We start from the raw sequence: 23,478 nt of genomic DNA, 5'->3' as shown, positions 1-23,478 counted from the left end.
CAGTGTCTGTCGGAAATGGCGCGGCTTTTGGCGCAGATTGCGTGAAGGCGGCGGAACCCGCCTCAGTCGATGCGTTCCAGAGCGGACGGGCCCGCGCCATCGCCGGGCCGGCTGCGCACCGCCAGGAAGCGTTCGGCCACATAGTCGCGGCTCTCGATAGTGCTGACCTTGAAATACTCCGCCGTAACGGCCTCGCGCTCGGCGGTGATCAGGACATAGCCGTGATCGCGGACATTGGCGAAGCTGACATCAGGGTTGAACGCCGCCATCTCCCGCTCGGCCACATCAAAGACCACGCCCGTGCCATCATCGAGATAGCCATATCCGCTGGGCGAAGTGATGCCCGCCGCACCGAACTCGACCGCAACCTGCCCTTCATCGGCAGGGTGGTGCAGGTCATTGGCCCAGAACATATGGCTGTCGCCGGACAGTACGACGAGATCAGACCCTGCTCGCCGGGCGCTGTCATACAGGCGCCGCCGCGCCGCCGGATAGCCGTCCCAGCTATCAAGGCCCGCCGGCAGGTGCAGACGAGACCGCTCCAGCCAGCCTGACACATAGCCGCCATTGGCGAACGCCGCCTCGACCAGCGGCGCGGGCAGCGCTTGCGTGAAGTCAGGCGTGCGCATGCGCGCCATCACAGTCTGGTTGGCGAGGATCTGCCAGCGCGCACCGCGCGCCTTTGAGCGGGTCATCGCCTCTTCCAGCCAGGCCTCCTGCTCGGGCCCCATCATCGAGCGGGACGGGTCGGCCAGCACCTCGCGTTCAAAGCGCTCCACATCCCACTCGCCGGTTTCGGTCAACGGCATGTCGCGTGACCAGCTCAATTGCTCGGAACGCCCGGTCAGTCGCGTCTCGATCACCAGAAGCGTGCCCACCGTGCCGAAATCATAGACCCGGTTCAGACGCTCGCGCGGCTGGCCTGGCTCAGGGTCGCGCATGGGCATCCATTCGAAATAGGCCTGCAGCGCCGCATCCCGGCGGTCAAGCCAGCGCCCCTCCGCGCCCTCGTCATGATTGTTCGAACCGCCCGTCCAGGTATTGTTCGCCGTCTCATGGTCATCCCAGATGGTGATGAAGGCGGCGGCGGCGTGGGCGGCCTGAAGGTCTTCGTCTGCGCGATAGCAGGCAAAGCGCTCGCGGTAATCGGCAAGGGTCAGGATTTCATGGGGCGGCGCCACCAGTCGGCCCAGACGACGTCCGGTCGCGCCGTCATATTCGTCCTGGCCATATTCATAGATGTAATCGCCCACATGGACGACTGCATTGAGGTCAGGCGTGTTCGCGATCTCGCGATAGGCATTATAGAAACCGGACGGGAAGTTGGCGCAGGAGGCCAGCGCCAGACGCACCGGCGCATCCCCTTCCGGCAGGGTGCGCGCACGCCCGACTGTGGAGGTCTCATCCCCGGCGATGAAGCGGTAGACATAGCGCATGCCCGGCTCCAGCCCGCGCACATCCACCTTCACGGTGAAATCGCGCCCGGCATGGGTCTCGACCACCCCCGAACGGACAATGTCTGAAAAGGCGTCATCACGCGCCAGCTCGAACCGGACGCGTACATCAGACGCCGCGTCCACCGGAACAGCCCGCGTCCACAACACGATGGCGTCCACCTTGGGATCCCCGCTCGCCACGCCCCAGTCAAACCGGGCGGGCTTGTCAGCGCGCGCTTGCGTGCTGGCGCAGCCGCCCAGCGCGATGAAGCCCGCGCCAAGACCGCCCAGCATCTGGCGGCGGGTTGCGGAGAAAACGGACGGAAGGGACGGAGCGGCCATCAGGGCCTCCTCGAAACAGAAGGGATATCGGAAAAGAAAGGCCGGGCGGTTGCGCCCGCCCGGCCCGGGGGTCAGTGCGGCCTAGAAATCGTAGGTCACACGCACACGGAAGGTCCGCGGAAGACCCGGCATGACGGCGACTTCCTTGTACACCTCGGCGGACGGGGTGAAGTAGCGCTCGTCAAACAGGTTATCGACGTTGAAGGACACGGTGAACGCGTCCGCTTCCAGGAAGCCCGACAGACGGGCCAGGGTGTAGGCGGGAAGCTCGATATCGTTGGTGAAGATGCCGCCGGTTTCGGAGACATGGGTCGCGCCCGCAGTCAGGCCCGCCACCATTTCACGCTCGCCCATCATGAACGGGTCGGTCGTGTAGGTGCCGAACAGGCTGAACACGGTTTCCGGCATGGTGGTCAGCTCATAGCCATCGGCCAGATCGGCCACATAGCCCGCATTGTTGAACGCGAAGGTGCCGCCATAACCCAGCACCGGATCCACGCCGAACTGGTCGGGACGGACCTGCAGGTATTCACCCTTGCCCGCACCCGGCGCATCCACTTGTGTCTGCTGGATGGTCGCCGCGCCCGTGAAGGCGAGATTGTCGGTCGCCAGCCAGTGCACTTCGGCCTCAAGCCCTTCAGACGTCGTGCCGTCGATATTGCCCAGCATGTCCGCCTGACGACGGTATTGCTCGTAATAGGCCAGCGAGCCGAACAGGTTGCCGTCCAGCAGCGAGAACTTCACGCCAAACTCGGTCAGCTCGGACGGCGAGATGAAGAGATTGGCATTGATGGTGCCGGTGCTGACGCCGCCGGTCTGGGTGGATTCCAGCGCCTTGGGCTCGGCATAGGTGACGTAAGGCGTGATGCCCCACGGGGTTTCATAGCGCAGGGACAGGGACCAGGTCAGCGCGTCGTCATCGCCGGTCACCAGCGTATCGGCGATGCCGTACACCGTTTCGCCGGTATTGATCGCCTGCACATCGAAATAGTCATACCGCAGGCCCGCCAGCAGGCTCAGCCGCTGATACAGGGTGATGTCAGACACCGCGAACGCCGCCTGGGAGTTCCATTCCATATCCCAGCGGGAGTCCCAGTTCGCCTCACCGTTTTCCATGCCCGGCGCCAGAATGCGATCGGTGGCCGTCGGACCGCGTGACAGGTCCCGGCGGTCAAGCGCGACATAGCCGGACAGGAAGGATTCATACTGCTTGGCTTCATGGTCGCGATAAGACAGACCGACCACGGAATCCGCGCTGATATTGTCGCCGAAATCATTGTGGAAGGCGTAGCTGGCGCGCGCCTCGAACGCGGTCGCTTCATAATCGGCGGCAAAACCGAAGCTGTTGAAGCGCTGGTTCTCGATGTGATCGCCGAACAGCTCGAACTTCACAGTGTCGCCGCGGGCGGTTTCGCGAGACAGCGCGGCATAGCCGGTCAGGGTCTCGCTGTCGTTATAGTCGCCCGCGTCCGCGAAGATGTTGCTGCCGTCGAGCGTCGTCGTGCCCACGCCTTCATCCAGCGCAAACTCGGGACGGTTCGCGCCATAGTACTCGGCGATCTGGCGGATATTGGAGGTGCCCCAATAGGTGCCGACAACCGCGTCGATCTCGGGGGCGCTCAGATAGCCGTCGCCGTCGAGATCCTGCATGTCGGTGTCCCAGCCGGTGATATAGGTGCCGTCATCGACAAGCGCCTGGGTCACGCGGTTCCAGCCCGGGGTCTGGATCTGGCCGGATTCCTCGAAATACATGGCGTTGAACTCGGCGGTCCAGCCATTGCCCAGCTCGGTGATATAGGTGCCCTGAAGGTTCAGGCGTTCGGGCTCGATGAAGTCGTAATAGGACTCAGAGTTCTCGTACTCGCCGAAAAAATGGAAGCCGCCATTCCCCGCCGGGATCGCCACTTCGCCGGAGATGACGCGCTCATTGTAAGAGCCCAGCGTGCCGGTGATGGAGCCGGTGATCTCGTCCACATAGCCGCCGTCTTCGCCATCACGCGCCGTACGCGGGATGAAGTTCAGAAGGCCGCCGACCTTTCCCGGACCATAGATCGGGGAGGACGGGCCGCGCAGGATCTCGACATAGGCCGCCGCGCTCAGGTTCGAGGAGAAATTGCCCCGGTTCTCGATGCGCTTGAAGCCCTGGAAATAGGTGTCGGCCAGGGTGCCGCGGACATTGAGGTTACCCGGAACGCCAAAAAAGCTGGCGGTGTAGGTGCCCGGAACCGCAGTGATCAGGTCATCCACGTCTTCCATGCCCAGACGCTCGATGGTGATCTCGCTGACCCGGCTGGCCGCACGCGGGGTTTCCAGAAGCGAACGCGACAGACCCGTCAGGGAGTCCGTGGCTTCGGTCTGCAGCTGGTTCAGCGGATCAAGACGCGCGCCGCGCACCATGATCACATCCATCTGGCCCTGTGTGTCCTCGCGCTCCTCGGCGCGAGTGATCGGCTCGATCACCACCGCGTCATCCCCCGAGACGCGATAGGTGAGGTTGGTGCCGCGCAGAAGAAGGGCCAGCGCCTCATACGGGTCACTGGTGCCGCTAACAGACGGCGACCGCAGGCCATCCAGAAGCGCGCCCGGCGCAACAATCACCAGCTCGCTCTGCTCGGCCAGCGCTTCAATAGCCGCGTCGAGGTTTTGCGCCCCGATGCGGATTTCCTCGCCCGCCTGGGCGTAGGTGGCGGACGTCGCCAGCAGGACGGCGGTCAGCGCCGTGCCGAGCGTCAGGCGCCCGCGGCGGAAAACAGCGTTGGTCATGGGATACCCCCTCAAGGTTCGCCCCAGCGGGCGAAATCAAAACTCAGGCGCGCCGGATTTCCGGCCTCGCCTCCTTTTGACGAAGAGAGGTGACAGGCTGTTTCAGCTTTGAAGACGATTTAACAAAAAGTTCTTATTGAGAAGAGGCGCCACGGCTTAAAATAAAACCCTCGGACGCATCGCCTTCAACCCTTAGGCCATGACTTAACGCTATTCCCGAGAGCGCACTTTCCAGCTGATCTATGCGGAAACTGGATGTAACCCGCAGCCTTTCAAGGCTTTCGTCCTGCAGCGTCACCCCTGCGGGGAAATAGCGGTTCACGTCTTCCACGATCTGCGACAGAGGCGCGTCACGAAACACCATGCGCGTCTCGATCCAGCGGGCCGCATGATCGGCGTTGAAGGTCTCATGCGACCAGCCGCGCCCGGCCTGAGCGGTCACGCGTTCACCCGGGCCCAGCACCTGCTGATGCCCCTCGTCCGCGACCCGCACCCGGCCCTCGACCACGCTGACCGTCGCCGCCGCACTGGCGCTGTTGATCTCGAACACGGTGCCCAGAACCGTGGCCGACACCCGCCCCGCATCCACCCGGAAGGGGCGCTCGGGATCATGCGCCACGTCAAACAGCGCATCCCCGCCAGACACCATGCGAATATCGCGACGGTCCGCCGCCAGACGAACCTCGATCTCGGTCGCGCCGCCCAGCGTCACCTGCGAGCCATCGGCCAGCGCCACGACGCGGATCTCGCCAACCGAGGTGGCGTAATGATCCAGCCGGGCGAGACCCGTTTCAGCCTCCTGCACCTCAGGAGTCGGTGCGCTCATCACCGGCAGGAAGAACATGAGCGCAACAGCCGCCGCCACGCCCGCAGCGACGCCGCCGGCCAGCCAGCCTTCAAAACGCTCCAGCACCGCTCCGGCGCGATCCATCCAGGAGGCGGGTCGGGACGCTGTTTCGCTTTCATCCATGGCGAGCGCTTCGGCGTTCAGCGTTTCATCCCAGCCCAGCTCGTCCCACAGCGACTGGAGCGACGCGAACGCTGCGCCATGATCGGGCGACACTGCGAGCCAGTCCTGGAAGGCCCGCTTGCGTGCAGCCGTCATCCCCGCGAGATGCTCGCTCATCCAGGCCTGCGCCTGTTCGGTGATGCCCTGCGTCGTCGTCATGACGGCGCGCCTCCCTCGGTGAGCTTCGCCTGTAACGTCGCCAGGGCCCGTGTGATCTCCCGGCTGATGCCGGCCTGGGACAGCCCTGTGCGTTCGGCGATCTGTTTGTAACTCAACCCGTCGATCCTGCTCATGATGATCAAGCGCCGCTGACGCTCTGGCAACGCACGCACCGCCTCATTGAGCCGCGCGCGACGCTCCCTATTGAGTAAGACGTTTTCAGGCGTGGTTTCTTCCACTTTCGGAACAAGCGGATTGCAGTCTTCCTGCTCGGCATGGCGACGACGCACGTCCATGCGCCGTAATTCATCCACCATCAGGTTCCGCGCCATCGCGAACAGGAAAGCCCGCGGAGACGCCACTTCGTCATCCCCGTCCAGCTCGATGTATTTGATGATTGCGGCATGGGCCGCGTCCTCGGGATCAGGCGGGCCTTCGCCAAAGCGCTTTCTCAGCGCCGCAATCAAGCTGGCGCCGTGAAGGCGGTACAGACGCTGAAGGCTCTTGGGCATGGCGCTTCCCAACCAGACCCGAGGGGCCTTATCAAAGCCCGTGCTGCACCGCAATACGACTCGCCCGTTCCGGGCGTCGGTATCAGCCGCCTCCCCCGGAGTGACGCGGTCTGCACGCCTGCTGATCGATGGACTAAATTTTCCCGCTGGGCCGCCGGACGCGCATGACCTACGCAAATCCGAATACCGGAGACAGAAATTCGAGGTCGATCCATGCGCGCCCTCCCGCTTAGAGTAGGGGCAAAGCCATTCACGGATATGACCATGATCGCCTTTCGCGCCGCCCTCCTCGCAACGACGCTCGCCAGCTGTTTCTCTCTGCCGGCTCTGGCCCAGACCGAAACCCTGAACGCCAACACCCGCTTTGAAGGCGTCTTCAATTACCAGCAGGTGAGCTATGAGGCGCGGGTTGAGCGCACCGAGATGGCGGCGACGGATCAGCTTCCCGCCGTCAGCATGGTGACGACCGCCTATCTTGTTGAGACCGATGCCCCGCAAGAGCGGCCGGTCCTGTTCCTGTTCAATGGCGGCCCCGGCGCCCCGTCGAGCTGGCTTCATGTGGGCGGGCTGGGCCCGGTGCGGATTGATGCGCCTTCCGACCCCGCCAGACCTGTCGCGCCCAACGCCGAGACCACCGCCAACGCTCATTCCTTGCTGGATGTGGCGGACATGGTCTTCATCGACCCGCCCGCCACAGGCTTCAGCCGCGTCATCGGCGAGGATGAGGAAGGCGCGCTTCTGACCGTGATGGGCGATGCGCAACTGACCGCGAACTTCATCTCCCGCTGGCTGGACGATCACGGGCGCACCGGCGCGCCGGTCTATGTGCTGGGGGAAAGCTACGGCACGTTGCGCGCCAGCGTTGTCGCCGGGCTGATGGCGGACAGCCAGCCGCTGGCGGGCGTGATCCTGCTTGGTCAGGCCGTGAACATGATCGAGACCTCCCAGCGCGCCGACAACATTGTCTCGCACGCCACCAATCTGGCCTCGCTCGCCGCCATCGCCGCCTATCATGGAAAGGCGGATCGCGGCAGGTCGTCGATGATCGACTTTGTCGACGAGGTCCATGCCTGGGCGATGAGCGATTACCTTCTGGCTCTGGCGCAAGGCGAAGCCCTGCCGGAGCGCCAGCGTCGGTCCATCGCCAACCAGCTGCACGCCTATACCGGCGTTCCGGCCGCGTACTTCCTCGAGAACCGGCTGTCGATCACCAAGGCGGCGTTCCGCAGCGTCCTGCTGTCTGATGAGAACCAGCGCCTCGCCGTCTATGATGCGCGGTATGTGGGCGACGCCCCGGCGGCGGGCGAGCGCCCGTCCGACCCGTTTGGTCCGGTCGCCAGCTGGGTGCCTCAGGCCCTGTCCGCCCATTTCACCGAAACGCTCGAGATCAGCCTGCCCATGGAAGAGTACGCCTGGCGCGCGCCCAACGCCTCGGACTGGCGCTGGTTGCCCACGGGCGGCATGGGCGGCCCGTTTGACGACTATGATTATGCGTCACAGCTGGAAGCTGCGCTGGCCGCATCTGAAGACTTCGGCGTGCTGATCGGGACCGGCCTTTACGACACCACCACCACGCTGGGGCCGGCGCGTTATCTGGCCGATCACCTGGAAAATGGGGGGCGTCGCATCTGGGTGGCCGAGTATGAGGGCGGGCACATGGCCTATATCAACCCTCGGGCGCTGCGCGACATGACGTCGGATTTGCGCCGCTTCATGACCCGTTAGCTGCAGCGCAACAATTCTGTTGTTTTCTGGTTTGGCAGATTGTTTAATCACCCCTCAGATGAAATTGTAATTTTTCATCCGGGTTTTTGGCGGAAGCCGGAAATCGCATGCGCAAGCATTTGGGGAGAGTCAACATGAGCCAGAAGCTGGACGCCATCGATGTCCGCATCCTCGAGCAACTGCAGAAGGACTGCTCGATCTCGACCGCCGAACTGGCGGACCGGGTGGGTCTGTCGCAATCGCCCTGCTGGCGCCGCATCCAGCGCCTGCGCGAGGAAGGCTATATCAAGGCTCAGGTGGCCCTGCTGGATCCGGAGAAGCTGGGCGTCAATCTGCACGTCTTCGCCCAGCTGAAAATCTCTTACCTGGCCGATGCTGACCGGCAAAAATTTGTCCGGGGCGTCATGTCCATTCCAGAAGTCGTGGAATGCTATTCCATCCTAGGAGAACGCGATGTCATGATCAAGGTCGTGGCTCCGGATATCAAATGGTATCAAGAGTTTATTTTCAATACGATCCTGAAACTGCCCGGCGTTGAAGATGTCAGCTCCATCGTCGCACTGTCGCAAATGAAGAATACCACGGCGCTTCCGGTCCACATCTCTGAGACTTAGATCGATCGCCAGCCCTCACATTGACGGGATAATTTTCCCGCCCGAACGGGTCCGCAGGCCTCAATAGATAAAATTATCGACCACACTGGGGCTAGTCTGCATGAAGCGCCCTCAGGCGCCCTGTTTTCAGAACGGAGTCTTCCGCTCATGCGCCTGCTTCAAGCCGCTTTCGGCCTCGCCTTTCTCAACGCCTCCTTCTTAACCGGCCTTGCTCAGGCCCAGGAACCCCGCACGGATTCCTATGTGGTTATCGCGGCTGGCGAAAATGTCGGTTATCTCCACGCCACGACGAACGGGGATCAGGTCGGGATCGAGTATGATGTCGACAATAACGGGCGCGGTGCGGGCAATCAGCAAAGCCTGACGCTGAACGCAGACGGCATTCCGGTCAGCTGGACCATTGAGGGCCATTCGCTGTTCGGCGATCCGGTTCACGAGACGATGAGCCAGTCTGACGGACAGCTTGAATGGAACAGCCAGTCTGACAGCGGCGTCATCGAGGTCAGCGAACCCCGGCTCTACATAGCCGCTGACGGCAGCCCCTGGAGCGCCGGCATGTATGTGCGGGCGGTGCTGGCGACCGGTAAAAGCGCCCTGCCTGTCGCTCCGGCGGGCGAGTTGCAGGTCGAAGCCGTTCCGCTCGAGGCCCCCATTGAAGGCCTGGAGGACGCCACGGTCTACCGCCTGACCGGGCTGAATCTTGGCGCCAGCTATGTGGTGATGGACGAGGATCTTCGCCTCATCGCCAGCATTTCAGGCATGACCATTCTGGAAGAGTATGCCGAACTCGCACCGCAACTGGCCGAGCTGAGCGCCGGATTTGAAGTGCGCCATCAGGAAGAGCTGCAGGACCAGCTGGCCCACGAGTTTGAAAGCCCGGTCGTGATCCGTAATGTGCGGATCTTTGATCCCGAGGCTGGCGCGCTGACCGGTTTGTCCGCCGTTACCGTGTTCCAGGGAGAAATCGTCGGCGTGCAGCCTGACGCGACCGTCTGGATCGGCGAGGATCATCAGATCATTGATGGCGAAGGCGGCGTTCTGGTGCCCGGCCTTCATGACATGCACGCCCACATCAATTCGGGCACGGGCCTGCGCTATCTGTCGGCGGGCGTCACCAGCGTGCGGGATATGGGCAATGACCCTGAAGGCCTGATCCGGCTGATCAATCGCATCGAGGCCGGCGAACTGGCCGGCCCGCGCACTGTGCCCAACGGCATGCTGGAAGGCCGCAGCCCCTATTCGGTGCGCACCGGCATCATCGCGGACACGCTGGATAACGCCCTGGAAGCGGTGCGCTGGTACGCCAGCCACGGCTATTGGCAGGTGAAGATCTATAACTCCCTGCCCGGCGACTGGATCGCCCCCGTGATCGCAGAAGCCCATGCCTGGGGCCTTGGCGTGACCGGCCACGTGCCCGCCTTTGTCAGCCCCGATTATGTGATCGAAGCGGGCTATGACGACATTTCCCACATCAACCAGCTGATGCTGGGTTGGCTTCTGGAAGCGGATGAAGACACCCGCACCCCGATCCGCCTGACCGGCATGCGTCGCGCCGCCATGCTGGATCTGAACTCGGATGAGGTTCAGCACACGGTTGACCTGATGGTCGAGCACGGTACGGCGCTGGATACGACCGCAGTGACCCTTGAGCTTCTCATGCTCAGCCGGTCCGGCGAGTTTCCGAGCGCCGCGGCGGGCCATGTGGAGCACATGCCCATCGGCTTTCAACGCAATCGCCGCCGCGCCTTCGTGACGGTGGATAGCGAGGAGACCGATGCGGAATACCGCAATGGCTTCCAAAGCCTTCTGGACACGATGAAGCTTCTGGATGATCGCGGCGTTCAACTTCTGCCGGGCACCGATTCCAGCTTCGGTTTCCCGGCCCTTCGGGAAGTGGAGCTTTATGTGCAAGCGGGCATCAGCCCTGCCCGCGCCCTGGCGCTGGCGACGCTTGAAGCCGAACGCTATCTGGGCCGCGAGGCCATGCTGGGCAGCATCGAGATCGGCAAGCGCGCAGACTTCTTCCTGATCCCCAATGATCCGCTGGAGAATATCTCCAACATTCGCGAGATCCGTCTGGTGATGAAGGACGGCGTCGCCTATCTGCCCGCCGAAATCCATCGCGCGCTTGGCATCCAGCCGTTCGCCGAGCCTGTCGCCCTGCCCGAGCCTGTCCAATGAGAGTGATCGGCCGGGACTTTGTGCGCGAGCATCTCACCTATGAAGAGACCATCGCGCTGATGCGGGACGCGATGCTGGCGCTGTCGCGCGGACAAAGCATCCAGCCTCTGCGCTCGATCCTGCGCATGGCCGACAGTCGCATGTTCGGCGTGATGCCGGGCGCGCTTGGGGAGATTGACGCCTTCGGCGCCAAGCTCGTCAGCGTCTTTCCCGGCAATGCGGACAAGGGACGCCAATCTCATCAGGGCGGCGTTCTGATGTTCAATCCGGAAACGGGTGAGCCGACCGCTCTTGTTCATGCGGGCGAGGTCACCTCGATCCGCACGGGCGCAGCCAGCGCAGCGGCGACCAACGCCATGGCCCGTCATGACGCCGAACGCCTGACCGTGGTCGGTTATGGCGAACAGGCAGGCTCTCACGTTCTCGCCATCTCCAAAATCCGCGCGCTCAAGCACGTGATCCTGACCGGACGCAATCTCGCCAAAGCCGAAGCGATGGCGGAGATCCTGCGCGGGCGGACCGGCCTCAAAATCACCACCAGCACCGATATCCGCGCCTCGGTCGAACAGGCCGACATCATCTGCACGGTCACCGCCTCCCCCACCCCTGTGGTGAAGGGCGCGTGGGTGCAACCCGGCACGCATATCAACATTGTGGGCTCAAGCTATGCCGGCCCCGCCGAAGTGGATGATGATCTGGTGGCGCAAAGCCATTTCATCGCCGACCACCGCGAAGGCGTGCTGGCCCAGGGCGCAGAATTCCTGAACGCCAAGGCGTCAGGCCGCATCGATGACGCCCATATCGTCGGAGAGATCGGCGAGGTCTATGACGGCAAGGTCTCCGGTCGCCCCGACAGGGATGCCATCACCGCCTATAAATCGCTCGGCCATATCGTTCAGGATCTGGTCTGCGGGCGATATCTTGAAATGAAGGCTGAAGAGCTGGGCCTGCCTGCGCACCCCTTCTAGGGGCGCGCAGGCGAACGCCTCAGTTCTGCGGGCTCAGAAAGGCGCGCACCGCTTCACCCAGAAGCGCGCGGTTCTCTTCTCCCACAAACACCGAATGGCCTGCCGGGAAATAGGCGGCGGTCAGCCGGTCAGCGGGAATGCCCGCCTGATCGAGCGCATAGCGCCCGCCATAGGCCGGGGTGGACAGGTCAAATATTCCCGCCGCCCAGAACAGACGCAAATCAGGATCGTTCTCCATCGCTGTGGCGAGATAGGGAATGGCCGGCTGCCAGCCCTGATGATCCCAGGCCGAGTTCACATCGAGATTGAGCGCCCGGTAAGGCCGCTCGGGATCAAAGCCCAGCACCTCGTCGTAATAGGCTTCCACGATGGAGGGATAAGCGTCTGCATCAAAGCTGAACGCCGGCTCCCCTTCGGGTTCAGACGGTTCGCCCGGATGATAGCTCAGGCCCGGATCGTCATAGGGTGGCCGCTGCGCGGGCGCATCCAGACGCCGGGTCGCGCGCGCGTCCAGCTGGCCGGTGCGAAGACCTTCATCGGCAAGCAATTCGAACATGAAGTCGCGATTGCTGAGCCGGATATCGTGTTCAAGGATGTACGGCGCGCTCAGCCCCATGAAGCCGGACAAGGCTGTGGCGATCTCGCTTTTGTCAGCCTCGGCCAGCGCGTCGCCTTCGGCCAGCGCCGGCAGATAGGTTGCCTGGGCATAGTCCACAGCTTCATTAAAGACGTCCGTTGCACTGCGGCCTTCACGCTCGATCCGGTCATGATACCAGGCCGCCGCGCTCATGCTGGGAAAGCTCAGCGCGTAGGACGCATCGCCATCCTGACGATCAGGCACCAGCGCGAACAACAGGACGCCATCGAGATTGAGTTCAGGCGCCAGACGGGCGATCTCGGCGGCGCGCAGCGTTCCGTAGGACTGTCCCAGCACATAGCGCGGCGAGGCCGTGCGACCATGGCGCTCCAGCCAGCTCTCGATCACCGCCGCTACAGACAGCGCATCCCCTTCCCGGCTCCAGAATTGCGCGCCGTCTTCTTCGGTCTCGGGGACGGAGAAGCCCGTGCCGACCGGGTCGATGAACACCAGGTCCGCGGTATCCAGAAGACTGTCGGGATTGGGCTGCATATAGGCGGTCTCGCCCTTGCCGAACCGGCGCATCGGGCCAAAGGCGCTCAGATGCAGCGGCGTGGTGGAGGCGCCAGGACCGCCATTGAACAGAAACAGCACAGGCCGCTCGGACGCCTCGCCCGCGTTGTGAGCGATATAGCTTGTGGTGACGAGGCGGCCCGCCACTTCGCCATCTGCGCCGGGCAGAAGGCTGGTCTCGACCAGCGCGTCATAACGGACGCTCACCCCGTCAAACACGCCCTCATGAGATGTTTGCGCGCTGAGACCTGTCTCCAGCTCCTGTGCGGAGACCGGCTCAAGCCAGAGCGCGGCGGCCAGCGCAGCGCTTGTCAGAATGGTGCGTTTAAACAGCTTCATGAGAGTTCTCCTTGGTCCAGAGCGGACGCAACAGATAGACACCGACGCCCACCAGCCCCCACAGGCCCAGCGCCAGATAGGGGCGCCAGTCGGTGGACACGCCGAGCGCGGTGACGAGCAGGGCCATCGCCATGCCCAGCACCGCCCAGACCTGAGTCGCGCCCTTGCCCAGCTTGAACCCGGCATTTTCATAGAGCTCGGGCCGGGTGCGCACGACCACGATCGAGGACAGGCAGGTGGTGCAGAATTTCAGCAGGGTCGGGATGTTCACCGCGAGGAAAAGCGGCGCGAGGCTGGTCGGCATGAACAGGCCCAGAATGCAGGCGACGAACATGGTCATCAGCGCCACATAGGGCGTGCCGAAGCGTGGATGCACGCGGCCCAGAACAGACGGCAGAGCCCCGCTCTGCCCCATGGCGTAGAGCGAACGGCTGAAGCCCATCGCCAGAGCATTAAGCGAAGTGCCAATGGCGGCGACAGCGGCCAGCGCGACGATGGGCTGGGCCAGCTCCCGCCCTACAAGTTCGGCCATCGCGTCAAGGATCGGGGTTTCGCTGGCGGCGAGGCGCTCTGCGCCCAGAAGGCCCAGCGTGACGCCCCCGACCAGCAGATACACCACTACGGCGGTGCTAATCGCCAGCGCGATGCCCAGCGGAATATTGCGGCGGCTGTTGCGCACCTCACCGCCCACTTCGGTGGCGGCCTCGATCCCGAAGAACAGACCGACCAGCAACGGAATGGCCGCGAAGACGCCGCCCCATCCGCCGCCCAGGAAGGGCGTGAAGGCCTCTGGCGAGACATCCACGCCGCCAAAGCCCACGAAGATTGCGAAAAAGGCCACCAGCACCACCATCAAGGCGGTCTGGACCGTCGCGGCGATGGAGACGCCCAGAATGTTCAGCCCGAACACCAGCACGAACAACCCCGCCATGGTCAGCTTGGTCGGCAAGGGCACGATGAAGGAGAGGTATCGCACCAGCACCAGAGCCAGAATGAACATCGCCCCCACATTCCCGGCGATCCTGAGCCAGACGATGATGAAGGCGAGTTTTTCGGACACGAAGCGGCGCGGCCATTCATAGGATGCGCCGGATGCCGGCAGGGCCGAGCCCATGAAAGCGTAGGTGACCGCGATGACGAACATGGGGACCGCGGCCAGCACGACCGAGAGCAGCATGGCCGGGCCGGCCAGCGCGGTGGCCGGAGCAATCACCGAAAAGATCGACACGCCGATCGCGGTTCCCAGCCCCAGCGCAATGACCGGGAACAGGCCAACGCCCTGCTTCAGCTGATCATCCTGGCTCATTCAGTTCTCCCCATGCGTTTTGTATAGCCAGGCCACTGCGCTCAGATCCTGAACCGCGTGTCCCAGTGATTTGTACACCGTGATGTCCTGATCGGACTGCCGCCCCGGCTGCTCCCCGGCCAGCACCTGGCCGATTTCCGGTCCAAGCTGGTCCGCCGAGAACACGCCCGCCTCGATCGCGCGCAGGACTTCGCCACCGTGGGCGAGGACATGCGGGCGGTGATCGGGAAAGACGGTGGATATGTTCAGCAAAGCTGCATCGGTCTCCGCCGCCATTGGACCGGAAGACCCGACCAGATTGACATGCGCGCCGGGCTTCACCCAGTCACCGGACAGAACCGGATCGCAAGCGCCCGTGACCGTGCAGATCACGTCCGCGCCGCTCACCGCCTCTTGCGCGACGCTGAAAACGCGGACCGGGACGCCGGCAACCGCTTCCAGCGTCTGCGCCTCTTCTCGGGCCTGATCGGCGTTGCGCGCCCACAGGCTGATGGCCTCAAAATCGCGAACAGCCATGAGCGCTTCGGCATGTGCGCGCGCCTGCACCCCGGCGCCCAGAATGGCGAGATGACGTGTGTCCGGCCGTGCCAGCACATCGGTCGCCAGCGCGCTCATCGCGGCGGTGCGGATGCGGGTGACTTCGCCGCCATCCGCCACGCAGACTGGCGCGCCAGTGTCTGGATCAAACAGGATGACGAGGCCGTTATGGGTCTTGCCCTGTTCGGTCTGAAAGACGCTCACCAGCTTGGCGCCAAAGCCCTGCCCCTCGCCCAGACTGCCCGGCATCAGCGCGAAAGTCCGTCCTTCGCCCAACGCCATGAAGCTGCGCAGCAGAGGGTTCTCCGCCCCTGAGGACAGGGCGATCATCGCCGGACGCAGCACGTCCATGCAGGCGGAATAGTCCAGCCTGAGCGCGACCGTCTCCGCGTCCAGAAACAGGGGCGCTGTCGTCAAGACAGCGCCTCCAGCACCCGGTCGATATCCGCTTCGGTGTTGAACACGGAGGGCGAGATACGCAGGCGGTGACGCGAAAGCGAAACTTCAATCCCCGCTGCGGACAGACGATCATGCAGATCAGCGCGCGCATTTTCCCGCGCCCAGCTGATCAGCGGGCCGGTGCTGTCTTCCGCGGTCAGGGGTTCAAACCCGAGACGCGGCATTTCCCGGCGCGCCTTCTCGATCAGCGGCTGGCGATGGGCCTGAATGGCTTCAACGCCAAGACGTGTGATGTAATCGAGCGACCAGTCCAGATGCGCGACGCCGGTATTGGAGAAGGTGCCCATGGCGAACAGCCCCGTCGCATCCTCCCGCGCGCCAGTCTCAAAGGCGACTTCGCCCGGCTCGTCATAGGGATACACATGGCTGGCGAAGGTCGCGAGCTGGTGATAGCCCGCCCAGGGACGCTCAACCTCTTGGATCAGATCCTGACGGATATAGGCAAAGCCCAATCCCATATCGCCCATCAGCCATTTGAAGCTGCCGCCGGCGGCGAAGTCGATATTGCTGGCCTTCACGTCGAACGGGACCGCGCCAATGGCGTGGATCGCGTCCACATAGACCTTAGCGCCATAGGCGTGCGCCATTTCGGCGACGGCGGCGAGATCGTGCTGGAAGCCATTGATGGTGGAGATCGCCGACACCGCGACCAGCACGGTATTGTCGGTCATGGCCGCAGCCATGTCCTCAAGATGGATCTGATGATCCTCGCGGGGGCGGATGATGACCACATCCATGCCCGCTGCGCTCAGCTCGTTATAGAGGTGGAAGGAGCCAAAGAAATGCAGCGCGTCGGTGACGATGCGGCCGCCGCGCTGGGGCAGACCCAGCGCTTTGACGACCAGCGCCTCGCCCGCCGACGTGCTTGAAATATAGGCGACTTCAGACACCTCGGCATTGATCAGCGCCGCATAGCGCGCCAGCACGCTCTGGCGCAGACCATACAGGCTGTAGTCCGCCTCTTCCCCGCTCATGCTGCGTGAATTGAGATAGGTCTCGACCGAACGGCGGGCTCCGCGGCTGAATGGGTGAACCGAGCCGGAATTGAGATACGTGCCCTGAATATCGCCAAACTCGTCATGATCAGGCAAAGGCGCCTCCTGCTTCAGGGTCCGGGCTGCGGCCTTGCCCATCGCGCTCGCGGCCAGCGGCGCAGCGCCCGCTCCGACCAGACAGGCGCGGCGCGTCAGTTTCGCGCCCTTAAATGCTGAGTTCATGATGACCTCCCCTGCTTGGTCTTCGATCAGACGTCAGACTGGCACGCAGGATAGGCCAGCTCCGCCCTCTATTTCATGCCAAATCAAGCCTGACTGACGGGAGATACGCATAACAATTGCGCCACCGTGCGGTTTCACGAAGAGTTTCTCCTTCCGCCGATGCGCTGCCTGCCTTGCATAGACACAGGCGTCGCCCCGCACCCAGACACCCCGGCCAGCATAAAAAACCCCTTCACCTCTCATGATTCAGCAAATCCTTCCGATTTGCGCTGGTTACACTGGCCCCAAGAGCCTCTCTGAGGAGGCCGAGATGACCTGATCTAGGAGACGATTCATGGGGATTCTGTCACACACACGTCTGGGCGCGCTCAGCCTGGCGGCGGCGAGCCTGGCGCTCATCGCCGGCTGCGCAGACGCCCCCCAGGATGGCGCACAGGCGGCGGCGGACACCTCGCCCGGCCCCGATTTTCCGGACATGAGCGTCACGCTGACGCCCGGCGGACTGTCAGGCGACGCCTATGTGGACGTGGTCGTTGAGATCGAGGGGCATGACTTCACCGCAGGCGAACCCTTCCTGACCTCTCCTGCAATTTTTGCAGGCGTTATGGGCGCGCCCTATGGCGAGGGCGAGGTGGCGCCGGTCGAGGCTTCAGACGCTAATGGCCCGATCACGCTCACCCGCGCTGACAATCCCGCCGACCCGAACAACTTCATCTATTTCCGGCGTTGGCTGCCTGAACGGGACACGTCTGGCCCCGTTACTGTGCATTACCGGGCGCCGATCGAGCTGGTTCCGCCGACGCTGGGCGCCGGACCGCCCTTTGATCTTCGGCTGAACGAAAGTGTCGTAACCGGCGCTGGCGTGACCTTCCTTGTGACGCCCGACATCCAGCAGCCGTTCGACATCACGATCGACTGGGATCTGAGCGCGATGCCGGAGAACTCGATCGGCGTTACGAGCTTCGGCAGGAACCTCACCGAACTTCAGGGTCCGCCCGGCATGCTGAGCACCGCCTATTACATGGCCGGACCGGTTGGCCGCTATCCCACCGACGGCGAGGACCACGCCTTCAGCGCCTACTGGATCGGAGAGCCGCCATTTGACCCCGAAGAGACCATGCCCTGGTCGGAAGAGGTCTATGATGCCCAGCTTGATTTCTTCAGGATCGAGAACCCCGAACCCTACACCTTCATGTCCCGCCCCAATCCATATGCGGGTGGCGGCGGCGCGGGCCTGACCAATTCCTTCATGCTGTCCTATCCGCAGGACACCGCTGATCTAGAGGACATCGCAATCACGATTATCCACGAGATGAGCCATAAATGGATTGGCGGTGTGGCAGGCCCTCCGGGCGCGACCTCCTGGTTTTCCGAAGGCATGAACGTGTTCTACACCCGCCGCGTGCCGCTCAAATACGGCCTTCTGAGCCCGGAAGCCTTCATTGAAGACGTGAACAGCCACGCCCGGCGCTACTACACCAACGCCATCAATGATCTGCCTAACGACCAGATCCCGTATCTGTTCTGGCGCGACACGCGGGTGCGCACCCTGCCCTATGACCGAGGCTCCCTGTATTTCGCCGGCGAGGATGCGCGTATCCGTGAAGCCAGCCATGGCGAGCGTACGATGGATGATATCTTCTTCCAGATAGACGCCATTCGGAAAGCCGGTGATCCGTTCACGCCCGAAGTCTGGGAAGACCTGATCGCCGCCGAGCTGGGCGAGGAGGCTCGCGGCCGCTTCCAGGCCATGATGGCGGGCGAGATCCAGATTCCGCCCTCGGACGCCTTTGGGCCCTGCTTTACCCGCGAAGAAACGCCAAGCCGGGTCTTCCAGCTGGGCTTTGACGCCTCGACGCTCAGCAGCGGCGAACGCATCGTCACGGGCCTTGTCGAAGGCTCGACGGCCGAGGCTGCAGGCCTGCGCGATGGCGATCGAATTCTTGAACCTGTCGCGCTTGAACGGGTGCAGTCTGACCCGTCGCTGACGCTGACCCTGCAAGTAGGCCGCGGCGATGACAGATTCACCGTGGAATACCTGCCGCGTGGAGATGAAGCTACGGTCTACACGTGGAGCCGTGTCGAGGACGTTGACGACGATCAGTGTCCGCTCTGAGCCACGCCTTCTATGTGAGACGAACCCCGCAGCAACCGCTGCGGGGTTTTTCTTTATTCCAGAAGCGTATCGCACGTTCGTCACGATAGGAGAAATTTTGCGCCTTCTTTCAAAAACCGCGCATAGACCTCTCACAGATTGGCATTCACCTCCCTCAGAACGCCTAAATATTTCGCCTGCTATGGATGAAACTGGAAATCAGGACGGGCCCGGATCTGCAGAACAATCACACGACCGGGTGCAGCGAAAGCCTAATGGGGAAGCAGTATGAAACGTCACACTCTGAAACGGCTGTATTCAACCACCGCGCTGGTGACAGCCGCCGTGCTCAGCGCCACGCCTGGCGCCTTGGCTCAAACCGAGACTGAAACCGAGACCGCTGAAGCCGCCGCTTCAGAAGTCATCGTCATCACGGGTTCACGGATTCGCCGCTCGGTGTCCTCGACGCCGGCGCCGGTCTCCGAAATTGACGCCCAGTCCATTCAGGACCGGGGCTATCTGACGGCCGCGGACGCACTGAACGACATTCCGTCCATGGCGCCGCAGCTGAACCAGGCGGATGGCAGCGGCAATTCCAGCGGCTCGGGTCAGCAATACCCGTCCCTGTTTGGCCTCGGCAGCGGCCGCACGCTGAGCCTTGTGAACGGCCGTCGCTTCGTGACCACCTCCAGCGGGCTCGGCGACGCCCAGGTTGACGCCAACATCATCCCGACGGGCCTGATCGAACGTGTGGAGATCGTGCAGGGCGGCGGCGCTGCGGTGTACGGCTCTGACGCCATCGCCGGCGTGGTGAACTACATTCTCGTTGACGATTTCGAAGGTCTGGAAATCGACCTGCAATACGGCGACTCCTGGGAGTACAATGACTACGCCCAGCCCTCGATCCGCCTGACCGGCGGCACGAACTTCGCCGAAGATCGCGGCAATGTGGCCTTCAACGTCGAATGGTCCGACACGCCGAGCCTGCAGTTCGCCGATCGCCCGCGCTCCAACCTCGCACGCCTGACCCAGGGCAACCCGCTCGACACCGGCCCCGATGACGGCATCCCGTCTGTGCGTGAGGTGATCCCGGCGCACTTCTGGAACTTCAACACCAATGGCGTGATCTACAGCACGCCCGCGCCGCCCCCGAACTTCCTGGCGCGCTTGAATGGCAGCCCGATCCAGTTCGGCGCCAATGGCGATGTCATCGCCTATGATCCGGGCAATATTCTCGGCATCCCCTTCGCCGAAGGCGGCGACGGTTTCCGCTATAGCGACCTTGCCGGCCTGCGCACGGGCGTTGAGCGTTTCGCCGCGAACGTGATCGGCCATTATGACGTCTCGCCGACCACGCGCCTGACGGCCGAAGTGATGTACTCCTCAACCGAAGCCGAAGAGCGTCCCCAGGGCGTCTCCCGCACCGTGCTCAACAGCGCGGCCAGCGGCTCGGGCCCGATCATGTTCACGGTCAACAACCCGTTCCTGACCGACAACGCGATCGCATCGCTCACCCAGGTCAATCCGGGCTTCGCCGTTGGCGCGCCCATGTGGATGTCCAAGCATTTTGACGGCCAGCTCTTCCCTGAAGACAAGCAGACCCACACCACGGATACCTGGCGCGCCCTGCTGGGCGCTGAAGGCGAGTTCGCATTCGGTCAGCGCGATTTCTACTGGACCGTCTCAGGCGCCTACGCCTCGGTCGAAGGCGAGATCCGCTCCTGGGGTGCGCATAATGCTCACTTCAACAATGCTCTGAACGCCGTGCGCAACGGAGCGGACGGCATTGTCTGCGCAATCAACGCAGATGCGGACACAACCAATGACGACCCGTCCTGCGCCCCGCTGAACCCCTTCGGTTTCGGCAACATCTCCGCAGAAGCACAGAACTATGTCTCGGTTCGGACGGGCGAGGATTTCTCCAACACCCAGTTCGACTTCCTGGCGACTCTGGGCAGCACCCTGTTCGACCTGCCCGCGGGCCCGATCGATTATGTGCTGGCGTACGAACACCGCTATGAAGATGCGACCTTCACGCCGATGGAAGCCAACCGTCTGGGCCTGGTGGGCACCGGCAACCAGGTGTCGGCTGAAGAAGGCGACTACAAGACGGACGAACTCTCTGTGGAGGTCCTGGCCCCGCTGGCGGGCGGCGACTTCACCCTGCCCTTCGTGCAGGAACTCGAATTCTCCGGCTCCTTCCGCTATGTCGACAACTCCATCACCGACGCCGAAACCGTCTGGGGCGCCGGTCTGCGCTGGCGAATCAGCGACGATCTGATGGTGCGCGCCTCGCGCAGCCGGAACTTCCGGGCGCCGACCCTGACCCAGCTGTTCGCACCGACGAGCGTTTCGCTCGGCAGCTCCGGCATCGACCCGTGTGATGCGGACCGCATCAATTCGGGCCCGAACCCGGCGATCCGTCGCGCGAACTGTGAAGCGGAATGGGCGGCCAATCCGAACTATGGCGATCTGGCGACCTTCCAGAACCCGGCCGAGAACTTCTCCCTGACCTACATCACCTCAGGCGGTAACCGGGATCTGAAAAACGAAGTGTCCGACACCTGGACCTATGGGTTCGTGTTCGAGCCGAGCTTCATTCCGGGCCTGACCCTGACTGTGGACCGGATCGAGATCGATCTGACCGACGGCCTGTCCGCCTTCACCAATGAAGAGTTCATGGCGACCTGCTATGACAGCGCCGACCAGCCAGCTGACATTTGCGCCGCCTTCACCCGTCTTGCCGCTCCGGACGGCACCAGCCCTGCGGGCACAGTGGTGGCGGGTCGCTCAACCACGGTGAACGCCGGTGAGATCCGTTACGAAGGCGAGGTCTATTACGCCCAGTACGAAATGCCGCTCGACAGCTGGTTCACCAGCTTCGATCCCGGTCAGCTTTCGCTGGGTCTGCAAGCGACCCACACCAGCCTGCTGACCACCTCGGCCACCGGTTCGACCTTCATTCGCACCGACGGCACCGATGATCAGCCTGAATGGGTTGGCCGGTTCGACGCCATCTGGACCCGCGGTCCGCTGCGCATGACCTACCAGGCCTATTATCTTGATGAAGTGCTCGCAGCGCCGGGCGCCAATATCGAGAACAATCCCAACCCGGTGCTCGAGTCCAATATCACGCATGATATTTCGGGCCAGTACCAGCTGACCGACGATCTGAGCCTGCGGGCGGGCGTCATCAACTTTACCGATGAAGAGCCCTCTTACCCCTCGCTCAGCTATGGCGACATCCTGGGTCGTCGCTGGTTTGTCGGCGCCAACTACCGCTTCTAGCTGACAGTGACCGGGAGCGCCCCGAAACGGGCGCTCCCGATTGCGCTCCGCGTTTCAGACACAGTCATACCTCTGACACGACGCGGGAAATTTTTATGCGGCCTTTTTCGGGGCCGCGCCGCTGATCACATAAAAAAGCCTCGCACCCGCCGATAGAAAACGGATGTGGGAGCCTCTGGACCAGCGGCTGCACAGCAGCAGGAAGTACAGACCGCATGGAATATGCGTCGTGGATACGCAGGATGATCGACAGGCTCTCCAAAGAGCCGCGTGACGCCTTGGCGCTGTTTGACAGCGCTGTACCCGAGCCGAAATCCCTGCTCCAGGAGTTGATCGCCCGCGCCTTCACCGAGCCGGCGACGCCCCGCTACACCAGCGCTTTCATTGGCGGAAATCCCTATACCGTCGCTGCGCTCGCCAAACGCTATGACGTGGCGCGTGAGCGGATCATCTGCACAACAGGCGCGACCGAAGGCCTTCATACGGTCTACCGGGCCCTGCTTGATCCCGGCGATCATGTACTGGTGGAGACGCCGCGCTTCGAGCTGTTCGACAGCCTCGCGAACGCCAATCAGCTTACGGTCACCCATTTCACCCGACGCGCGCCCCGCTTCGAGCTTGATCTTGATGCGTTGCAGGCCGCACTGACGCCTCAGACGCGCATGGTGGTTATTTCCGACCTGCACAATCCGTCCAGCTATCCCGTGCCGGGCCATCAGCTGGACGCCCTCGCCAAGCTGGCCGAAACGCATGATTTCTGGGTCGTCGTGGATGAGGTCTATCGCGATTACGGCCCGCGGCACGACCGTCAATCCATCGGCGCCAAACGCTCCGAGCGTTTCATCACTATCAGCTCGCTGACCAAGATCTACGGCCTGAGCACCCTGCGGTGCGGCTGGATCATCGCGTCAGGTGAAGCGCTTCGAACCCTGAGGCACTACAACGATCACTTCTCGTTCGGGGTGTCCAAGCTTGGCCATGCCATGGCCGCTCTGGTGCTCGAAAACAGCGATCGCTTTGACGCCTACGTCCAGACCCTGTCGGCGGCGGCCCGCCCCGTCATGCAGCGTCACATCCAGCAATGGCGTGACGCGGGCTGGGTTGAGGGTGAACTGCCCGAGCATGGTTGCGTCGCCTTCCTCAAACTCAACGACATCGAAGACACCCACGCCTTCTCCGACTGGCTCATGGACCACAACAACGTCATCGTCGCGCCGGGCGAACTCTTTGGCCTGGCCGGTCATGTGCGTCTTGGATATGTGCAGGATCCCGGTCAGCTCGAAGATGCTCTGAGCCGTTTTGGCGAAGGACTCGCCCTGTATCGCCAGACCCGGCTGCGCAAGGTCGTCTGACCTCACGCAGCCGGTCCGAGGCTCGG

15 protein-coding genes are annotated in these 23,478 nt (G+C 63.1%); 7 read left to right on the top strand and 8 right to left on the bottom strand.

The window, feature by feature from the left end; translation table 11 throughout:
• Positions 1-62 precede the first annotated feature (62 nt).
• The 4 genes from ACFELO_RS03675 to ACFELO_RS03660 all read right to left on the bottom strand — a co-directional run bounded on the left by ACFELO_RS03675 (position 63) and on the right by ACFELO_RS03660 (position 6,221).
• The gene (locus ACFELO_RS03675) at positions 63-1,778 is read right to left on the bottom strand and encodes an alkaline phosphatase D family protein (RefSeq protein ID WP_440959223.1); all 1,716 of its coding nucleotides are present in this window, start codon (positions 1,776-1,778) and stop codon (positions 63-65) included.
• 81 nt (positions 1,779-1,859) lie between these two features.
• Positions 1,860-4,541: a TonB-dependent siderophore receptor gene (locus tag ACFELO_RS03670; RefSeq protein ID WP_440959222.1), complete on the bottom strand. Its 2,682-nt coding sequence runs from the start codon at positions 4,539-4,541 to the stop codon at positions 1,860-1,862.
• A 133-nt stretch (positions 4,542-4,674) separates the two neighbouring features.
• Positions 4,675-5,709 carry a FecR family protein gene (locus ACFELO_RS03665; protein WP_440959221.1) on the bottom strand — a complete coding sequence of 345 codons (1,035 nt, stop codon included), beginning with the start codon at positions 5,707-5,709 and terminating at the stop codon, positions 4,675-4,677.
• Positions 5,706-6,221, bottom strand: a complete 516-nt coding sequence (locus ACFELO_RS03660) for an RNA polymerase sigma factor (protein WP_440959220.1) — start codon at positions 6,219-6,221, stop codon at positions 5,706-5,708. Before ACFELO_RS03660 ends, ACFELO_RS03665 begins: the two co-directional genes overlap by 4 nt.
• Before the next feature lie 264 nt (positions 6,222-6,485).
• Here ACFELO_RS03660 and ACFELO_RS03655 point away from each other — a divergent pair, with 264 nt between their 5' ends.
• The 4 genes from ACFELO_RS03655 (at position 6,486) to ACFELO_RS03640 (ending at position 11,709) form a co-directional block, all read left to right on the top strand.
• Entirely contained in the window at positions 6,486-7,946 is a 1,461-nt protein-coding gene (locus tag ACFELO_RS03655) for a S10 family serine carboxypeptidase-like protein (protein WP_440959219.1), read from the top strand.
• Positions 7,947-8,080: 134 nt separating this feature from the next.
• A complete protein-coding gene (locus ACFELO_RS03650; protein ID WP_440959218.1) occupies positions 8,081-8,560 on the top strand; it encodes an Lrp/AsnC family transcriptional regulator in 480 nt (159 codons plus the stop codon).
• A 147-nt stretch (positions 8,561-8,707) separates the two neighbouring features.
• A complete protein-coding gene (locus ACFELO_RS03645) occupies positions 8,708-10,741 on the top strand; it encodes an amidohydrolase family protein (protein ID WP_440959217.1) in 2,034 nt (677 codons plus the stop codon).
• Entirely contained in the window at positions 10,738-11,709 is a 972-nt protein-coding gene (locus ACFELO_RS03640) for an ornithine cyclodeaminase family protein (protein ID WP_440959216.1), read from the top strand. The genes ACFELO_RS03645 and ACFELO_RS03640 overlap by 4 nt, the downstream gene beginning before the upstream one ends.
• 19 nt (positions 11,710-11,728) lie before the next feature.
• Here ACFELO_RS03640 and ACFELO_RS03635 read toward each other — a convergent pair whose 3' ends face one another.
• The 4 genes from ACFELO_RS03635 to ACFELO_RS03620 are packed head-to-tail and all read right to left on the bottom strand — an operon-like array spanning position 11,729 to position 16,717.
• A complete protein-coding gene (locus tag ACFELO_RS03635) occupies positions 11,729-13,198 on the bottom strand; it encodes a S10 family serine carboxypeptidase-like protein (RefSeq protein ID WP_440959215.1) in 1,470 nt (489 codons plus the stop codon).
• Entirely contained in the window at positions 13,185-14,504 is a 1,320-nt protein-coding gene (locus ACFELO_RS03630; protein ID WP_440959214.1) for an APC family permease, read from the bottom strand. Before ACFELO_RS03630 ends, ACFELO_RS03635 begins: the two co-directional genes overlap by 14 nt.
• Positions 14,505-15,458, bottom strand: coding sequence for an ornithine cyclodeaminase family protein (locus ACFELO_RS03625; RefSeq protein ID WP_440959213.1), 954 nt, complete (start codon positions 15,456-15,458; stop codon positions 14,505-14,507).
• Entirely contained in the window at positions 15,455-16,717 is a 1,263-nt protein-coding gene (locus ACFELO_RS03620) for an aminotransferase class V-fold PLP-dependent enzyme (protein ID WP_440959212.1), read from the bottom strand. The genes ACFELO_RS03625 and ACFELO_RS03620 overlap by 4 nt, the downstream gene beginning before the upstream one ends.
• A 334-nt stretch (positions 16,718-17,051) precedes the next feature.
• Between ACFELO_RS03620 and ACFELO_RS03615 the strand changes: the two genes are divergently transcribed.
• The 3 genes from ACFELO_RS03615 (at position 17,052) to ACFELO_RS03605 (ending at position 23,452) form a co-directional block, all read left to right on the top strand.
• A complete protein-coding gene (locus ACFELO_RS03615; protein WP_440959211.1) occupies positions 17,052-18,833 on the top strand; it encodes a peptidase M61 in 1,782 nt (593 codons plus the stop codon).
• 267 nt (positions 18,834-19,100) lie between these two features.
• Complete coding sequence (locus ACFELO_RS03610; protein WP_440959210.1) at positions 19,101-22,100, top strand: TonB-dependent receptor domain-containing protein; 3,000 nt, start codon at positions 19,101-19,103, stop codon at positions 22,098-22,100.
• A 242-nt stretch (positions 22,101-22,342) separates the two neighbouring features.
• Positions 22,343-23,452 (top strand): pyridoxal phosphate-dependent aminotransferase, encoded by a 1,110-nt coding sequence (locus ACFELO_RS03605; protein WP_440959209.1) that lies wholly within the window; start codon positions 22,343-22,345, stop codon positions 23,450-23,452.
• Positions 23,453-23,478: the final 26 nt, after the last annotated feature.

The sequence above is a fragment of the Oceanicaulis sp. LC35 genome (assembly GCF_052055585.1).
GTDB lineage: Bacteria > Pseudomonadota > Alphaproteobacteria > Caulobacterales > Maricaulaceae > Oceanicaulis.
The sequence above is the reverse complement of the archived record's forward strand: the minus strand, read 5'-3'. Positions and strand labels throughout refer to the sequence as shown.